Here is a 17,467-nt window from a genome sequence, read left to right as displayed (position 1 = left end):
GAAGGTATTAAGCTTCTACAACTTCAACAGTTTCCATTTTGTCTTTACCTTCTAAAGCGTCCACGAACTCCATACCTTTAGTTACTTTACCAAATACAGTATGTTGTCCATCCAAATGTGGTTGCGGTTGGTAGCAGATGTAGAACTGGCTTCCACCTGTGTTACGGCCAGCATGTGCCATAGCAAGTGTTCCGCGCTCATGTTTGTTTGGGTTAATTTCACAGTTGATTGTGTAACCTGGGCCACCTGCACCGGAACCGTTAGGGCATCCGCCTTGAGCTACAAAGCCAGGGATAACGCGGTGGAATGTAAGACCATTGTAGAAACCGGAGTTAGCCAGTTTCTCAAAGTTTGCTACTGTGTTTGGAGCTTCTTGATCGAACAGATCGATCAGAACTTCTCCGCCGTTTGCCAATTTAATTTTCGCTTGTTTCGCCATATGTAAATGACTCCTTTCGTATTGACCATCGTTAATGGTGCCAGAACGCATGACCCTGGGCCAAGCATTACAGCACTTTTCTTAGTGTACACCGAAAATGTCTGGATCGCAAAAAAAACGGCAACTTTTTTCATGATTTAGCTCAAATACGCAAAAAGCAGACGAAAAAGGAAGGTCCCTTTTCATCTGCTTCAACTGCAAAATCCCTATATCTTGAATAATGCAGAAACGCATTATCTTTTGACGAATTAGCGAGTTACTGGCTGTTTTCCAATGCGCGCAGGTACCAGGTCATTCTGGATGATATCCTGATACGTCTCACGGCGTACCACGACATCTCCTTGACCGTCTTTGACAAATACAACGGCCGGACGACGAATCCGGTTGTAGTTGCTCGCCATGGAGTAGTTATACGCACCTGTGCAAGCTACAGCGAGCAGGTCGCCACTTTCCACTTTTGGCAGGTCCAGATCCCAGATCAACATATCGCCACTCTCGCAACATTTACCCGCAACGGATACCGTTTCCTGAGCAGCCTCATTCGCACGGTTGGCAAGCACAGCTTCATACTTGGATTCATACAAAGCAGGACGTGGGTTATCAGTCATACCACCATCAACGGCAACATATTTACGCACGCCTGGAATGTCTTTGCTTGTTCCAACGGTATACAGTGTTGTTCCCGCTTCACCCACGATGCTGCGGCCTGGCTCAACCCAGATCTCAGGTACGGCATAGCCGATTTGAGCAAAATGATTTTTAACGGCGTCTGTAATAGCCTTCACGTATTGTGCAACTTCAAGTGGCGTATCTCCATCGATATAACGGATTCCGAATCCACCACCAAGGTTAACCACTTTGAAAGCAACATTAAGACGCTCATATACACTTGCTGCAAATTCAGCAACACGTTGAACCGCCATCTGGAAGCCTTCAACTTCGAAGATCTGGGAACCGATGTGGGAATGCACACCGAGCAATACCAGATTAGACTGCTTGGAAGCCAAGTCAATCGCTTCAAATGCTGTACCATTACCGATATCGAATCCAAATTTCGAATCCGTCTGACCTGTGGAAATATATTCATGCGTATGTGCCTCAACACCAGGCGTCACACGAAGCAAAATGTTTACTTTACGATTTTTGTCCGCTGCTACAGCCTGCAACAGATGCAATTCATTGAAGTTATCAACAACAAAACATCCAATCTCTGCATCAAGAGCCATTTCGATCTCTTCCAGCGTTTTGTTGTTACCGTGGAAGTGAATGCGCTCAGCCGGGAATCCTGCTTGCAGTGCAGTAAACAGTTCACCGTCAGATACGACATCCAAGGAAAGTCCTTCTTCAGCTGCAAGGGCACACATCGCCATTACACAGAATGCTTTACTTGCGTAAGCAACCTGGAAGCCCAGTCCGGAAGCACGGAATGCTTCCATGTACTCTCTGCAACGCTCACGAACCAATTGCTCGTCCACAACGTACAGGGGAGTTCCAAATTGTTCTTTCAGATCTGTTGTATCAACTCCGCCAATCTCCAGATGCCCTTGCGCATTTATTTTACTTGTACCATGTAAATACATAATCTGCATTCCTCACTTTTTATATACTGGAACAATTGATATTCCAATGATTTTACACCAGTATATCAAATTAGGCAGCGAGATGAATGGATTTTTCGGAAGATCATTTGTGTTTTTTACTTTTTTGCAGTTCCCCGTCCGGATCATCGGACATTTTGGTGTTGTCACGGGTTTTATTGAATGATGGACGTTTTTTATTTTCCAGCAGCGGAAGCCGGAATAAAAAGTTGCCCAAGGCCTTTGCATTAAACGGTATAAAAGGCCAGAGATACGAAGAATTGTACGACCGGTGAACGGTGAGCGCCAATATGAGTAATGTACAGCCCACGACCAATCCCGGAACCTTGAATATCGCAACAGCGACTAGCAGAACCAGCCTGACCAACCTGTTGGCGAGACCCAATTCGTAACTTGGCGTGGCAAACATACCGATGGCTGCGATGGCCATATAGAGTACAACTTCATTGACAAAATATCCTGTTTTGACGGCGATATCCCCAACTAGAATGGCCGCGATCAAGCCCATGGCCGATGCCAGAGGTGTAGGCGTATGAACCGCTGCCATCCGTAATAAATCGACGCCCAGTTCGATCAAGAGAAACTGTAGAATTAACGGCAGCTTTACATTTTCCTGCGGACCAATGAAGTCAAGTCCCATCGGTTTAATCGAAGGGTCAATAACCATGAGAAGCCATAATGGTAGCAAAAACAACGAGATGAGAATCCCTGCAAAACGCACCCATCGTAAATACGTCCCCATCAAGGCGGTCTGTCTGTTCTCCTCCGCATGTTCACACAGGTCGAAGAAGGTCGTAGGTAGAATCATCACACTCGGAGAAGTGTCTACGAAAATGACGACTCGTCCTTCCAGCAAATGAGAAGCTGTAACATCTGGTCGTTCCGAATAACGAACGAGTGGGAACGGATTCCATCCCTTGTTGATAATCGCTTCTTCCAGCTGTTTATCGGCGGCGGGAATACCATCGATATCCACTCGTTGAATTTTTTCCCGGACTGAATCTACCTGCACTTTATCCACAATATCGTCAATGTACACCACGCAGACATCCGTTTGTGTTCTCCGACCCACCTGCATGATCTCAAACTTCAGTCCAGGGTCGCGTATTCTGCGACGCACTAAGGTCACGTTGGTCAGGAGCGTTTCGGTAAAGCCGTCTCTGGAACCGCGGACCACCCTTTCCAATGAAGGTTCTTCTGGTGAACGAACCGGGTAACTCCGTGTATCCATAATTAAGACCGAGCGATCTCCTTCAACGAACATTGCGCTCATACCGGTAAGGACCTTGTTGATGACAGCACTCATCTTCTCGACTTTTTCCACCTGAATGTGGGGAATGTAACATTCAAAATAGGATTTGAGTGCATGTCCTGACACGTCATCCGGCGTGAGATAGGTTAATCTTTTCAAGACTTCAAGCAAAATCTCATCCTTGGCGAAGCCGGTGATCATCAGCAATCCAACGTGCTTACCACCTAGGACCATTTCCCTCATATTCACGTCGAACGATTCTCCAAGCCCCAGTACCTGTTGCAGTGTATATCTATTCTCACTCATGCGTGGGGAGATATCATCGTTTTCCTGCCAATATTGTACGGATTCCTCAATGCTGTCGGACATCTCATTTTGTTTTTTCTTATTGTACGCTTTCTCCTCTTCTTCCTTCTGAATCTCATAAGCAGACTTGTGTAACATCTCTTCCGTTATACCTTCACTATTTTCCTGGCCTGTGTGCTCCGTTCGTTCATCCATCTTCCATCCTCCTATGGCCACGAGTTACCGCTGATATATAAAAAAATCAAACAGGGAACCTGTCATTTTGCCCAAAATCATGGCGAGCAGTAATCCAAATAAATAAGGTTTCATGCCCAATCGTTTGGCTAGCACGGGCAGTACATTGAGTACCTCAGTGAGCGCTGCGGCCAGCAGACCGATGAACACGCCACAGAACAAACCAACGATTGGGCTGAGCAGTAGCACCCCATGCATTTTCCAGTGCCAGAAATCCGCCACCGTTCCGAGCAGTGAACCACCAATTAGCGCCCCTTCGTACCAGTGAGTCTTGTCATACGATTGCGTAAGTTGAGCCAACCTGGGAATCATATCGAGCACCAGAATGAGTGCAATTACGCCGCTCCCTACGGCAATTCCCCCTGCAATACCCAATACAATGCTGATTGCTCCATTAAGAACGCTCATCCGCATTCATCTCCCTGCGTTCCTGCTCGTGCATCCGTTCACTTTCTTCAATCACCACATATTTATCTACATTTTGCTGGTATAGGAACATCTCTACTTCCAGCGGGGTAGGTTCCTCATTCCATTTTTTCTTGAACAAATGATTAAAAAATACTGCCATTCCGAATCCAATGCCAATGGAATACGCCACTTGGAACAGATAGGGATGTTCGTCCCGATGCCCAGTAAGCATCTCCACAATACGAATCTGTACTTCCTGCATGTTCACATCGGCATGAAAATTCATAATGGTTAAGGCCGATCCGAAGAACAGCAGCAGCCAAACCAATATGAACAGAGACTTGGAAGGTTGACCATTTCCCGCAATGACTTCAACCAACGTATGGCCTGATCCAATCAGTTCCACACTTACCTCCGGCAAGATGTTCCGAATTCGGGGAATAATCTGCAATATATCAATGAGGATCAGATTGCCATCCTCCGGTCCAGGGCGCAGCAGTTCAAGCTCCAGTAGCCTGCCCTCCTGGTCTTCAGAAGAGGTCAGTACATGTGCAATATCTCCAAGCTTGACTGCTCTGCCCCTCTGGATGCGAATACGGCTGCGCAGACGAATATAGACCATTGGAGTGGGTGTCTGGGACATCCATAGCACTCCTTTACTGCGTAATTTAGGTTAGTATTTGAAGAATGTGCAAATTTATTACAGTCTGGTTGGAAAAAGATTGTGAGGTGGGTGGACGCTGCGGGATGGATCGGTCATTGGTCGCTGTTGCTCTGGGGAGGATACACGCAGACACTCCGACGGCAGACCAACCTTCTGATCGCTGTTGTCTCCAAATTCTTTTGATTGATTTCTAAGTGTTAGAAATTTGGAGACAAAGGCGCACGCTTCGCTTCTTCAGGTCTAATCTGCCGCCTGCGTTGCTTATGTATCCTTAGATGAACCCTCACGCTTCGCTCCTTTTGACCGATTCCATCCCTCCGCTGCCCATCGTCCTCCCGTTTCCAAACGTTTGAAATAAATATGCTGGGGAGGTGGCAGGAAGGGATTTAAAAGAAGAGTTTTAGGGGGTTATTTTGCTCAGAATTTCATGACTCTTGAAGTTATTTATTGGAACCGTCTTAGAATATAGTTGTGTAGAGATTTGGAGCCGAAGGCGCACGCTTCCGCTTCTTCAGGTCTAATCTGCCGCCTGTGTTGCTTATATATCCCCTTAGATGAACCCTCACGCTTCGCTCATTTTTACCGATTCCATCCCTCCGTTACCAATTGTCCTCCCGTTTCCTAACGTTTGTAATAAATATGCTGGGTGGTGGCAGGGAGGGATTTAAAAGAGAGGGGAGGTTATTTGTTTATCTAACAACAAATAACCTCCCTCGCCATAATGCGCGATAGAAGGTTGTTAGTTGTCGTATATTGGTGTATATGCACCAATATTGTTGTTGCAACCCATCGAAATCACTGCGCGATCTGGTCGCGGATGGATTGCAGTATTTTTTTCTCCAGACGTGATACCTGTACCTGAGATATTCCCAGCCTGCTGGCAACCTCGGACTGGGTCTGATCCCGGTAATACCGAAGATAAACGATTAACCGCTCCCGCTCACTGAGACCACCGATGGCTTCGTTTAGCGCCAGTTTGTCAAACCAACGTTCCTGAGACTCGTCGGCAATCTGATCCATTAACGTAATGGGATCACCGTCATTCTCAAATACCGTCTCATGGATGGAGGTCGGTGGTTTGTTCGCTTCCTGGGCAAATACAACTTCCTCCGGGGTTACCCCCAGCTCTGCGGCAACTTCCTTAATCGTTGGTAAACGATCCAGATGTTTGGACAGTTCGTCCCTTTTTTTGCGGACTTTATTCGCCATCTCTTTCAGTGAACGACTGACCTTCAGGGTACCGTCATCCCGCAGGAATCGCTGGATTTCTCCGATGATCATCGGTACCGCGTAGGTTGAGAACTTCACGTCATAACTGAGATCGAATTTGTCCACTGACTTGAGCAGACCGATACAACCAATCTGGAACAGATCTTCCGGATCATATCCCCTGTTCATAAAACGCTGTACGACGGACCAGACGAGTCTGATGTTGCAGTTCACCAGCGTATCCCGTGAGACATGGTCACCCGACTGACTGAGCGCAATCAGCCGTTTGACCTCGGCATCGTCCAAATAGGTCTGTGAAGATGGTTTCACTTCAGCATCCATAAGAACACCAACCCCTAATTATACAATGCTTTCTTGGATTCAATCCTTTTTTTCATCTTGATGGAGGTGCCTCTGCCGGGCTCACTGCTGACTTCGAATTCATCCATAAAGTTTTCCATAATGGTGAAGCCCATGCCCGACCGCTCAAGTTCGGGTTTGGACGTATATAGCGGCTGCTTGGCCAGTTCAAGATCTTCGATTCCTTCACCACGGTCTTCCACGATGATCGTGATCATGTCTTCCCGAATCTCGGCCTGGATAGACACAACACCTTCGGAGTTGTTGTTGTATCCGTGGATGATGCTGTTGGTCACGGCTTCCGAAATGACCGTCTTCAGGTCACTGAGCTCGTCCATCGTTGGATCAAGCTGGGAGATAAACGCAGCAACGGTTACCCGTGCAAACGACTCATTCTCTGACTTGGCCGCGAATTGCAGATTCATGAAATTTGTCCCTGTTCCTTCATTCATGAGACGACCTCCAGACCTGAGAGAGCAGTTCCCTCATTTTCGTATATCGGCATAATCTTGAACAGACCCGACATTTCCAGCAAACGGTACACTGGCGAATTGACGTCACAGACCACCATCTTGCCACCTTTATTCTTAATGAGCTTGTATCTTCCCAAAATGACACCCAGACCCGAACTGTCCATAAATTGCAGATCTTTCAGGCTGAGTACGAGATGCTCGCTTTGTCTCCGCTGGATGGCTTCATCCATCTGCATCCGTACCATGTCAGCTGTATGGTGATCCAGCTCCCCGGATAATCGTACAATCAGAATCCCGCGATGGTGTTCCATTTCCACATGCAAGTTCACGTTTGCTCACTCTCCTCCCTGTCTTAGAACAAGGATTTCTACGCTTCCGAAGGCTTTTCCTGCCCCCCGACAAAACTAGAAGAAAACCCCTATTTAACTACAAAATATGTTCGAAGGATGTGTGCAACTCGCGGAAATCGCCGTTTAGTCAAACAGATTGGACGTTGTCCGCTTGAACAGCTTCCACCAGCCAGCCTTATTCACATCCTGCGGAGCCTGAATGTCGAACTCCTTAATGACGTCGTTGCCCTGGTAAACAACCAGTTTACCTATACTTTGCCCGGCTTTGATCGGAGCTTTCAATTCTTTGGCAACCAGCAATTCATGCCGGATGTCGTTGGATTTGGCTCCTTTGCGCATCAGCACACTATAATTTTGCGTGGCATTCAGAGGCAATTCGGCAACTTCACCTTTTTCGATCTTCAGACTACCCAGCAGATCCCCTGCCTTATAGAGAGCCTTCATCGTATATTGACTGAACGCATAGTCAAACATCGAAGATACTTCGCTGTTCCGTGTTTTAGTATTTGGTTCACCAAGTACCACGGAAACGACACGCAGTCCATCTTTGGACGCTGTTGCGGACAAGCAGAATTTCGCTTCGGATGTGTAACCTGTTTTCAAACCGTCTGCCCCTTGATAAAAACGAACCAGCTTGTTTGTGTTCACCAGCCAGAATGGCTTTTCCGTATCTTTGCGAAGGTAATCCTGATATGCACCGGTGTACTTCGTAATCCCGGAATGTTTCAGCAGTTCACGGCTCATGACGGCAATGTCATGGGCGGAAGAATAATGATTATCGACCGGGAGGCCGTTACAGTTGGCAAAATGAGTATCCTTCATGCCAAGCTCCTTCGCACGCTCATTCATCAGCTGTACAAAGGCTTCTTCCGAGCCAGCGATCTTCTCAGCCATCGCTACCGAGGCATCATTGCCCGAAGCCATCGCGATCCCTTTTAACATATCATCAACTGTCATTTCTTCCCCAGGCTCCAGAAAGATCTGCGAACCGCCCATGGAAGCTGCGTATTCGCTTGTTCTTACTTTGTCCGTCAGCTTCAGCTTGCCCGAGTCGATCGCTTCGATCGTAAGCAGCATGGTCATAATCTTTGTAATGCTCGCTGGAGGCAGCTGATCATGACTGTTTTTCTCATAAATGACCGTTCCCGTGTCTGCATCCATTAAGATCGCAGAGCGCGCCGACGGGGCCAGATCAGTTCCTCCCGCTGCCTTCGGTGTTTCTTCAGCCAATGCCGTTGATGCCATAAGGGACAGCAGGATACAAAGGGTCATGAACGATGCCATTATTCTTTTCTTCACAAGGTTACCTCCTCAAATGACTTGCTTACTGCATGTTCCATGCATGTACTGCTAATCATTGTCGGCCCGTTTCCAGTAAATTATTCCATGTAAAGCATGATTTCCCGAACTTTTATTGAAAATGTGGTCATAGCCAAAAAAACGCACTGTACTCAAGGAATGAGTAACCGTACGTTCAACACAACAAAAAAAGGTTACCCCCCTATGATTTCTCATCTAAAGAGGTAACCTTATCTACTCAAATCTTGCTTACATTTGTGGAATAACTGCCACTACCAGCGCCAGGAACGACTCACGCACACGTTCCGTCGTCTCCATAACCTCATCATGTGACAGCGGCTGGTCCAGAATTCCAGCAGCCATGTTGCTGATACAGGAAATACCGAGTACTTCCAGGCCCGCGTGGCGTGCCACAATCACTTCAGATACAGTGGACATGCCCACTGCGTCTGCGCCCAATGTACGCAGCATTCTGATCTCTGCCGGTGTCTCATAGTTCGGACCAAGCATACCTGCGTATACCCCTTCACGTACGTTAAAACCTTGTGATGCAGCCGTATCCTTCGCCAGCGCACGCAAACGGCGGCTATATGCTTCGGACAAATCCGGGAAACGCACGCCCAGTGCAGCGTCATTTGGTCCGATCAGTGGATTTTTGCCTGTGAGATTCAAGTGATCCGAGATCAGCATCAAGTCTCCAGCTTCATACGACGTATTCACGCCGCCTGCAGCATTGGTTACAAGCAGGCTGCTTACACCCAGTTCTTTCATAACCCGTACCGGGAAAGCTGTCAATTCCGGACCATATCCTTCGTACATATGGAAACGGCCTTTCATCATCACGACTGGACGACCTTTAATGGTTCCGACCAATAGTTCACCTTCATGTCCTTCTACTGTGGACACTGGAAAATGAGGAATATCCTGATAAGCAATACTTACGCCATCTTCAATCAGTTCTGCCAGTACGCCAAGACCTGAACCCAAAATCAAACCGACTTCCGGCTTGATGGAGCTTTTGCTTTGAATATAAGATGCTGCTTCCGAAATCATTTGTTGGTTTAATGCTGTCATGCGATGTATGTTCCTCCTTGAGTTGAAACGATCCGTCTTATGTATAACGGCGTTTGGATGTATTCAATTTATTTTATCCTAAATCGGCCCAATGTTCCGCATTTATTTGTGAATGCCATGCGTCAAAATCTATCTTGCCCTCGGATGATGGGTTTCATAGATTTCTTTCATGGTTTTGCGACCATGATTGCCATATTGTTGTCCAGGCTGCTCCACGTGACCCAGCATGTCTTGAACCGCACGTGTATCCGCCCCATTGGCAATCAGGTGTGCTGCAAAAGAATGACGAAGGGTATGCGGCGTAATTTCTTCCGAGATTCCCGCATCCACCGCCGCTTTTTTGAGCAGCTTCCAGAAGCCCTGCCGGGTTAAACGTCTACCAGATACATTCACGAATAGTGCCTGCTCGTCCGAATCGTTTTTGAGCAACTTGTTGCGGAATTCCTCCACATATACACTTGCCCAATGTGCAGCTGGTGCACCAATGGGAAGGATACGTTCCTTGCCCGCCCCACCGCATCGTATAAAGCGCATCCCTGGCTGTACATCCCGAATGTCGAGCGCAATCAGTTCCGAGACGCGAATGCCTGTAGCATATAACAGTTCAAGCATCGCTCGATCTCTCACACCCTGCGGTGAACGAATATCAGGCGCTGTCAGCAGTTGTTCGATCTCCTGGATACTTAGCACCTGTGGTGGCGTCTTGTCCGCCTTGGGAGCTTCCACATCAAACGTAGGGTCCTGTATAATATCACCCCGTCGCATCAAAAAATGAAAGTAGGAGCGCAGAGATACGATGCTGCGGGCAATGGTTGCATTGGCACGTCCTGCCTGTTTGAGCTGACCTGCAAACAGGACGACATGTGTGCGTCTGACCTGATCGGCTTCGCGTATGCCATATTCCTTATCTGCAAATTCAATGAACTTGTCCACGTCTCGGAGATACGATTCAAGCGTGCTGCTCGACATCCCTTTATCATCTTCCAAGTATAAGGCATAGGCGTGTATCGTCTGTTTCATGTACAACGCTCCTCAACTGACAGATCTGCCGCTCTGGCAGACTGCTCCCGTATTTGCATCCCTGGCTGTTCGAAGCTACTCTCCGTACCAATAGAACAAACGGAGACGCTCTGCCATCGTAGGACGTCCTTCTCCATTACCCGGCCAATCCGTTTCCTGAAATACTTTGATTGCATTGCCAGTTGGCATCTGATACTGATCCACAGGTGAGATCCAGCCATTAAACAGATCCAGAACATGATAGAACAGATAAACTAATGCAGCAAAAAATATAATAAATCGAATAAAACGGAGCCCTCTCCGCACTGATATAATCATGGGCGTGTCCCCTCCTGATTCGAATCCGTTATTGTCCTTGAATCAGGGTATGTCCATAAACACAGGTTTATGCCATTCGGGGGAAACTCCAGATCATGTCCGGTGCCAAAAAAGCTCTCCCGTCAAAACCGCCGGTGAGAGCTTGAAGATATGCTATGTTATTCTTCATCTTTGGGTTTCTGTTCATTTTTAGCTTTGCAACGATAACAAATTCCATGAAAGTCCAGTCGGTGATCTACTACCGAAAAGTTGAATTCCCGCTCCAAACGCTCTTCAAGCGGTCCAAGCCAGTCTTCACGTATTTCATCCATACTTCCGCATTGAACACAGATTAAGTGATGATGGTGATGCTTGGATGTATCTCCGCGCAGATCATAACGCGCTACACCGTCGCCGAAGTTGATTTTCTCTACAACATGCAGCTCACTCAGCAGTTCGAGGGTACGGTACACGGTTGCCAGACCGATTTCGGGAGCCTTTTCTTTAACGAGCATGAATACATCTTCTGCGCTCAGATGATCTTCTTCATTCTCAAGAAGTACTCTTAAGGTGGCTTCCCGCTGGGGCGTTAATTTATATCCTTGGGACTGTAGTTGCTGCTTAATTTTATCAATCCGTGCTTCCATTTTCTCCCTCCCCCTAGGAAATCACTGCACACTGCAACTTAACCCACTCTTTTCATTATAGGGGGAGTGCGTAATTAAAGTCAACATTTTACACTATACGGTGCACGTTAGGCCGGTAGTAACATTGGCGTGACCCAACGCATCATCGCAGGTGTAACCCATGTTTCAAAAGACGCTACGCCGAGCAGCAATGCAGCCATAACCAAAGTTAACACTATATATGAAGCAAAAGGCCTTTGTCGACCAGGTGTTCGCTGCATCAAAACACGATTGCGAATGATGTATAACGAGAACGTCATCGCCGCTACACTGCAGATCAGGAGGATCGGAATGACAAATAGATTATGCGGTGCCACGGACACCAGTGCAAACAGCAGCCCTTTCCAGGAATACTGTCCAACAAGGTACCCCACTGTGAATCCAATGAGCACACCTTTCAGAAAATCCAGAACCAGTATACCAGGTAGTCCAACGACGGATAAACCCAGAATAAAGATCAGACCTACCCATTTCAGATGAAGCATGGCAATGTCCCAATATGCCCCGGTTTCAGTCACTTGTGCACTGTGCTGCACGGTCATGAAGAAATTACCGAGATAACCCTCCAGATCCTGACGTTGCTCGAGAGACAATGCGTTCACCATGAGCGCGCCAAAAATGACGCCGACCAGAAACAAGACGGCCACGAATACATATAACGAAGTCTGACCTTTAAATGTAAAGTAGGAAGAGCGCATACAGGTACGAGTCCCCTTTCCGGTATCATGCTGCAAGGATTTTCATTTACATCCTCATAGTCATTCTTATGAACCGGAATGCACCTGTATGACTTCTTGTCCAGATTGGAGCTCTGTATAGCGAAAGCTATATGAGTTGAACTAAAGATTATTTACACCGGTCACTCCGAGGCTTTTTCCTGAACAGCAACCTTTCCGTACGTACCGCCACCTCCGGAGGACAGCTCCAGTTGTCCGTTCCGTGCAGCCACAATCAAGCCTGCCAGCACAGGTCCAACAACCGCAGCAAGCTCTTCCTCACGCGTGCGATGAAGTACGTTCATTTCTGTACCAAAATGGTCCAGTAGCTGGCGCAGTTTGGCTTTGCCAAGTCCCGGGATGAACTCCAGTGGCACCTGATAATGATAGGCTGGTCTGTTTGCAGGAACATGAGGACTCTCTCGATCAGAGATCGCCAGGATGCGATCCAGCACCCCCTGCACCAGCTTCAGACTGCCACAGTGCGGACAGCGCTCTGCTGACATCGCTTGCTCATCCATAATGCTGCCACATGCTGCACAGTAGGTACGATGATATTTGCCCAGCCTTGGATTAAGTCCATAATTGGCCGCAATTTTCCTGCCGGCTTCTCCTTGAAGTGCCATACGGAACTCATCAAAAGAAGGTGCAGCCACTTGCAGTTCATTATACTCCCGTCCAATCTTACCGAGAGAGTGGGCATCCGAATTGGTCAGGAACGGAACATGATCCAACTCCCGAATATAACTTGCCATGGATGAGTCCGAGCTTAACCCCAGCTCTACCGCATCCACGAGACTAGTATCCAGCACATCGCCCATACGGGATGCCGTACTGCCATAGATGCCTTTATGCGGTGTAAATACATGTGCAGGAACAATAAGTCCACCACGGGCCTTAATCTCCGCCTGCATCTCAAGAGCGGGCACGTAGACCCGCTGAGAACTGAGATTCACATTTTTCATATAACGTTTCATCCAGTCCGTGAAGGACTTCATCGTTTTCAGATCACGGAAGTACGCCAGCATATGGAACTCACGCATTCCAGGCTCGCGCAGCTCAATCTCTGTACCCAACAGAATGGTCGTATCCTGGTAGGCAATACCGCCGCCCTCAATCTCGGACATGGTACCACTCTCCAGCAATTGCTCGATATCCATCTGAACAACCGGAGAATGACAATCAATAACACCAAGCAAATGAATTCCTTTGCGATCCGATGCTTCCCGGGCAATATTCTCAAATGTCAGATCACGACTACCACTGATTTTAACAGCCTCACCCCGAGAGGTTCGTCCAATGTGGATATGCAGGTCTGTATAACAGGGCTCCCACGTCGTGGACGTTTCCAGTTCGTCTTGCATGCCTAGAACCGTCCTGTCGTTCTGTAAAGGTCCCACGCGTACACGGCCATCATCGTTTTGGCATCGCTAATCCGGTTCTCGTCCATAAGCGCATAGGCTTCCTCCAGAGTTATTTCGGCAACTTCAAGGAATTCATCTTCGTCCAGCGCCATGTCCCCTGCTTCCAACTCTTCAGCGATGTAAAGATGAATGATCTCATCTGCGAACCCCGGTGACGTGTAAAACGAACGCAAATGACGCAGCGACTTGGCTAGATATCCCGTCTCTTCTCGCAATTCACGTGCTGCGGCAACCTCTGGCTCTTCTCCCGGGTCCAGTTTTCCCGCAGGAATCTCCACTTCGGTGCGTCCCATTGCCTGACGATACTGATCCACAACAAGCATGCGATCCCCATTCAGAGCGAGTACAGCTACCGCTCCAGGGTGCCGGATTATCTCACGTGTAGCCGTCTGCCCATTCGGTAGTTTAACGGTATCGACTTGAAGCGAAATCACTTTGCCCTCGAAGATTGGCTTAGTGGATACGGTCACTTCATCTAGTTTTGGATTGGCAGGTTGCGCCGCGTGGATGGATTGGGCAGATTGGTTTGGTTTCATTGGTTCTTCAACTCCATATCGTAGGATTATATATAAATGGACTGAAAATATTTACACTAACCACTCCGATGACAGAACAACCCTTCGATCGCTGTTATCCCCAGATTTTTTTGATTTGTTTCTCTAATAGATAAAATTTGGTGATAGCTTATGCTTACGATGCAGCTTTCTTTCAGAAAGCTTTTAGGCGAACGCTCCGCTTCTCTTGGTTATTTCTGTCCTCTCCGTTCTTGTGTAAAGGGATTAGCTCAATTTATATATTCGGTTAATGTATATATCTCTGATTTTGGGCATATGGTGAGCGTATAGAACTCTCACAGCAAATATAAACGAATCAGGGGGACTTTCAATGAATAGTTATATGACGCCTCAATCCTTACACGTGGTAGGACAAGCCCGGCAAGTACAGCTCATACTCAAACAATGGTTGCGCGAGTGGGGCCCGGATGCCAAGTTAATTGATCTGCTCGCTGGACGTAAATGAATGGGTCATCGATCCATTCATCCAATGATTCAATTTGACCCTAAATTAACGAGTCTTCTCCCTTGAAATATAACATTAATTCGCAAAAAGTCCGAATCCGATACTAGGGCGTGTCTCAAAACTCGCTGAAGTGCATCTTTTACCGCCTTTTCGCCCCTGCTGCGTCACTTTCCCTTGACGTGCCCCGGCACGCCTGCGGAAAACTTCCTGGCTTGGAACGAAAATTCGGCAAAATCTGCTTCCTTCAGAGTTTTCAGACACGCCCTAACCGGGTTCGGACTTTTGTCTAACAACATGTGAGGTAACATGTGCTCTATATTATTTCTTGTCAGCTACCGTTTCCTGAATAATAGCTACGACTACCTGGGATAACTTCACAATGTCTTCGGCACGAATGCGTTCTTTGGTTGTATGAATATCCTCATACCCTACCGCCAGATTCACTGTCGGAAGGTCGAATCCGTTAAAGATATTGGCATCACTGCCACCACCGGAAGCAAACGTACTTGTCTCCAGCCCAATACTGCGGATGGCACGCTGTGCAAGTTGTACAACTTCGTGTTCATCATGGAAGCCAAATGCAGGGTAAAGGATCTCACTTCTGAATTCAGCTGTTGCACCGTATTTGCGACATGTCGTTTCCAACGCGTCACGCATCTGTGCAACCTGCAATTCAACTTTCTCCTGCACAATACTGCGAGCTTCCGCTTCAAGCTGTACAAAGTCACATACCACGTTGAGTGCTGATCCACCTTGGAATTTACCGATGTTCGCTGTCGTCTCATCATCAATTCTGCCCAGTGTCATCGCAGCAATAGCTTTTGCGGCAACCTGAATGGCGCTGATCCCGTCTTCCGGGTTCACGCCCGCATGTGCGGACTTACCATAGATGCTCATTTGAATTTCAGCTCTGGCTGGTGCAGCAACACAGATCGTGCCTACAGCTCCATTAGAATCCAGCGCATAACCGAACTCGGCATCGATATCCTTCGGATTCATTGCACGTGCGCCCACCAGGCCAGACTCTTCGCCGACCGTAATGACAAATTGAATTTTACCATGTGGAATCTTGTTTTCCTGGATCACACGAATCGCTTCAAACAATGCCGCAATCCCTGCTTTGTCATCTGCTCCCAGGATCGTTGTTCCATCACTGCGGATCCAGCCATCTTCACCCAGTTCAGGCTTGATTCCCTGTCCCGGCGTCACGGTGTCCATATGACATGTGAAAAAGATCGGTGCAACCCCTTCAGTTCCTTCAGCTTCCCAGGTAATGACGAGGTTTCCGGCGCCATGTCCGGTTTGCTCCATGGTATCATCCTCATAGACATGAAGCCCGAGATCTGTAAACTGTTCTTTTAACACCTTGGAGATGTTCTGTTCATTTTTCGTTTCACTATCAATCTGCACCAGTTCCATGAACTGATCGATAACACGTTGTTGTTTAATCAAAGGACTTTCCTCCCTCTCGTAGATACGGTACAATACAATTACTATGGCTTGTTTATTTTATGAGGTTGTTCAAAAAGTCCAGTTTTGATTACGAAGGATGCCTGGCGGCATCATCAGCATCGAATATGGAATTCAGCCGAAATAAGCGGGAGGCTTACGAAGTATGTTTCCTTTCGAAACATTGTGGTTGCTCACGTAGTTTTCCCTACGCTCCGCTACTCCATTTCTAGCTTCATCCCATCTTCTTGGTACTAAAAACCAGTCTTTTTGAACATACACCTTATGTTGAAAGGAGTTCTCTCATCCATGCAAAAAAAGAAATGGTTCAAAATCATCATCTATCTCATGCTGATCGCCATGATCGGGTCCACCCTTTTCATAGCTCTCGAACCGTTGCTGTTTGGATAGCAACCTAAAGCCTTTCGACGACCTGTTTACAGACGTTGAAGGGCTTCTTTTTCCGTGACCCAATTAATTTGATATTGAAAAATACGATTAAAGTACGGAACAATCTCCTGCGCTACTTGCTCCACCGCATAGGACTTGCCCGTTATATCCTCCAGTGAGGTAACGCCATACTGTTCAATCCCACAAGGAACAATCCCCTGAAAACCTGCATGTTGAATGCCTGAGCTGATGTTAAAAGCAAACCCGTGACTGGTCACAAAACCGCGGCGGTGTTTGCAACGATTAAACTTGATGCCGATTGCAGCAATCTTCATATCACCAATCCACACACCCGTGTAACCCTCTTTGCGTCCAGCTTCAATGCCCTGGTCTGCAAGATAATCCATAAGCACCTGCTCAAGTTTCCGTAGATAGCCGTGCAGATCCAGGTCTTCATCCCGACCAAGAATCAATAACGGGTAACCTACCAACTGGCCCGGGCCATGATAAGTAATATCACCGCCACGGTCAATTTGAAACAAAGAAATCCCTTGCTCACGCAACTCTTCCGGACTGAGAAGCAGATGCTCCGGATGATTTTGTGAGCCGATCGTATACGTTGGTGGATGCTGTAAAAGCAACATCTGCTCCGCTCCCTCGCCCTCGTCCAATCGCTGCACAATCGCTTTCTGGCGGTTCCAAGCCTCTTCATAATCAAGCATTGGTATGTATGCAACATCCAGCGGCTTGCTCATGATTCCCCACACCCTTCTGCTTCAGGTTCAGTGTACAATTGAGC

At 47.5% G+C, this 17,467-nt stretch carries 20 protein-coding genes; 2 read left to right on the top strand and 18 right to left on the bottom strand.

The genetic code is table 11. The features are described from left to right. Positions 1-7 precede the first annotated feature (7 nt). The 16 genes from PAEAM_RS08395 to PAEAM_RS08320 form a co-directional block, all read right to left on the bottom strand. Positions 8-439 carry a peptidylprolyl isomerase gene (locus PAEAM_RS08395; protein WP_017687646.1) on the bottom strand — a complete coding sequence of 144 codons (432 nt, stop codon included), beginning with the start codon at positions 437-439 and terminating at the stop codon, positions 8-10. 248 nt (positions 440-687) lie between these two features. Further along, a complete protein-coding gene (lysA, locus tag PAEAM_RS08390; RefSeq protein WP_100527206.1) occupies positions 688-2,019 on the bottom strand; it encodes a diaminopimelate decarboxylase in 1,332 nt (443 codons plus the stop codon). Positions 2,020-2,122: 103 nt separating this feature from the next. After that, on the bottom strand, positions 2,123-3,790 hold the full coding sequence (locus tag PAEAM_RS08385) for a spore germination protein (protein WP_017687644.1): 1,668 nt from the start codon (positions 3,788-3,790) through the stop codon (positions 2,123-2,125). 24 nt (positions 3,791-3,814) lie between these two features. Further along, positions 3,815-4,243, bottom strand: coding sequence for a stage V sporulation protein AB (locus PAEAM_RS08380; protein WP_026080996.1), 429 nt, complete (start codon positions 4,241-4,243; stop codon positions 3,815-3,817). Further along, positions 4,224-4,880: a stage V sporulation protein AA gene (locus tag PAEAM_RS08375; protein WP_076328261.1), complete on the bottom strand. Its 657-nt coding sequence runs from the start codon at positions 4,878-4,880 to the stop codon at positions 4,224-4,226. The genes PAEAM_RS08380 and PAEAM_RS08375 overlap by 20 nt, the downstream gene beginning before the upstream one ends. A gap of 816 nt (positions 4,881-5,696) precedes the next feature. Continuing rightward, on the bottom strand, positions 5,697-6,452 hold the full coding sequence (sigF, locus tag PAEAM_RS08370; RefSeq protein ID WP_036607856.1) for an RNA polymerase sporulation sigma factor SigF: 756 nt from the start codon (positions 6,450-6,452) through the stop codon (positions 5,697-5,699). Between the two features lie 14 nt (positions 6,453-6,466). Beyond that, positions 6,467-6,922, bottom strand: coding sequence for an anti-sigma F factor (gene spoIIAB, locus PAEAM_RS08365; protein WP_036672324.1), 456 nt, complete (start codon positions 6,920-6,922; stop codon positions 6,467-6,469). Beyond that, positions 6,919-7,272 (bottom strand): anti-sigma F factor antagonist, encoded by a 354-nt coding sequence (spoIIAA, locus tag PAEAM_RS08360; protein WP_017687636.1) that lies wholly within the window; start codon positions 7,270-7,272, stop codon positions 6,919-6,921. Before spoIIAA ends, spoIIAB begins: the two co-directional genes overlap by 4 nt. Positions 7,273-7,416: 144 nt before the next feature. Then, positions 7,417-8,538 carry a D-alanyl-D-alanine carboxypeptidase family protein gene (locus PAEAM_RS08355; protein WP_241230734.1) on the bottom strand — a complete coding sequence of 374 codons (1,122 nt, stop codon included), beginning with the start codon at positions 8,536-8,538 and terminating at the stop codon, positions 7,417-7,419. 303 nt (positions 8,539-8,841) lie between these two features. Next, on the bottom strand, positions 8,842-9,666 hold the full coding sequence (locus PAEAM_RS08350) for a purine-nucleoside phosphorylase (RefSeq protein WP_036607861.1): 825 nt from the start codon (positions 9,664-9,666) through the stop codon (positions 8,842-8,844). 129 nt (positions 9,667-9,795) lie between these two features. Continuing rightward, on the bottom strand, positions 9,796-10,686 hold the full coding sequence (locus PAEAM_RS08345; protein ID WP_100527205.1) for a tyrosine recombinase: 891 nt from the start codon (positions 10,684-10,686) through the stop codon (positions 9,796-9,798). 75 nt (positions 10,687-10,761) lie between these two features. Then, positions 10,762-11,004, bottom strand: coding sequence for a DUF4227 family protein (locus tag PAEAM_RS08340; RefSeq protein WP_017687632.1), 243 nt, complete (start codon positions 11,002-11,004; stop codon positions 10,762-10,764). A 158-nt stretch (positions 11,005-11,162) separates the two neighbouring features. Then, entirely contained in the window at positions 11,163-11,630 is a 468-nt protein-coding gene (gene fur, locus PAEAM_RS08335; RefSeq protein WP_036607866.1) for a ferric iron uptake transcriptional regulator, read from the bottom strand. A 107-nt stretch (positions 11,631-11,737) separates the two neighbouring features. Then, positions 11,738-12,367: a stage II sporulation protein M gene (spoIIM, locus tag PAEAM_RS08330; RefSeq protein WP_017687629.1), complete on the bottom strand. Its 630-nt coding sequence runs from the start codon at positions 12,365-12,367 to the stop codon at positions 11,738-11,740. Between the two features lie 161 nt (positions 12,368-12,528). Further along, the gene (locus PAEAM_RS08325; protein ID WP_100527204.1) at positions 12,529-13,749 is read right to left on the bottom strand and encodes an endonuclease Q family protein; all 1,221 of its coding nucleotides are present in this window, start codon (positions 13,747-13,749) and stop codon (positions 12,529-12,531) included. A gap of 2 nt (positions 13,750-13,751) precedes the next feature. After that, complete coding sequence (locus PAEAM_RS08320; protein ID WP_100527203.1) at positions 13,752-14,345, bottom strand: NUDIX domain-containing protein; 594 nt, start codon at positions 14,343-14,345, stop codon at positions 13,752-13,754. A gap of 349 nt (positions 14,346-14,694) precedes the next feature. On the opposite strand from PAEAM_RS08320, the gene PAEAM_RS08315 reads away from it, so the two are divergent. Then, positions 14,695-14,829 carry a Z-ring formation inhibitor MciZ gene (locus PAEAM_RS08315; RefSeq protein WP_100527202.1) on the top strand — a complete coding sequence of 45 codons (135 nt, stop codon included), beginning with the start codon at positions 14,695-14,697 and terminating at the stop codon, positions 14,827-14,829. A gap of 318 nt (positions 14,830-15,147) precedes the next feature. Here PAEAM_RS08315 and PAEAM_RS08310 read toward each other — a convergent pair whose 3' ends face one another. Further along, a complete protein-coding gene (locus tag PAEAM_RS08310; RefSeq protein ID WP_100527201.1) occupies positions 15,148-16,281 on the bottom strand; it encodes a M20/M25/M40 family metallo-hydrolase in 1,134 nt (377 codons plus the stop codon). A gap of 306 nt (positions 16,282-16,587) precedes the next feature. On the opposite strand from PAEAM_RS08310, the gene prli42 reads away from it, so the two are divergent. Then, positions 16,588-16,689 carry a stressosome-associated protein Prli42 gene (gene prli42, locus PAEAM_RS08305; RefSeq protein ID WP_017687624.1) on the top strand — a complete coding sequence of 34 codons (102 nt, stop codon included), beginning with the start codon at positions 16,588-16,590 and terminating at the stop codon, positions 16,687-16,689. 26 nt (positions 16,690-16,715) lie between these two features. On the opposite strand, the gene lipB is transcribed toward prli42, so the two are convergent. Next, positions 16,716-17,423: a lipoyl(octanoyl) transferase LipB gene (gene lipB, locus PAEAM_RS08300; protein WP_100527200.1), complete on the bottom strand. Its 708-nt coding sequence runs from the start codon at positions 17,421-17,423 to the stop codon at positions 16,716-16,718. Positions 17,424-17,467 lie beyond the last annotated feature (44 nt).

Source organism: Paenibacillus sp. GM1FR (assembly GCF_002803315.1).
GTDB lineage: Bacteria > Bacillota > Bacilli > Paenibacillales > Paenibacillaceae > Paenibacillus > Paenibacillus amylolyticus.
This window is presented reverse-complemented; position numbering and strand designations above follow the sequence as displayed.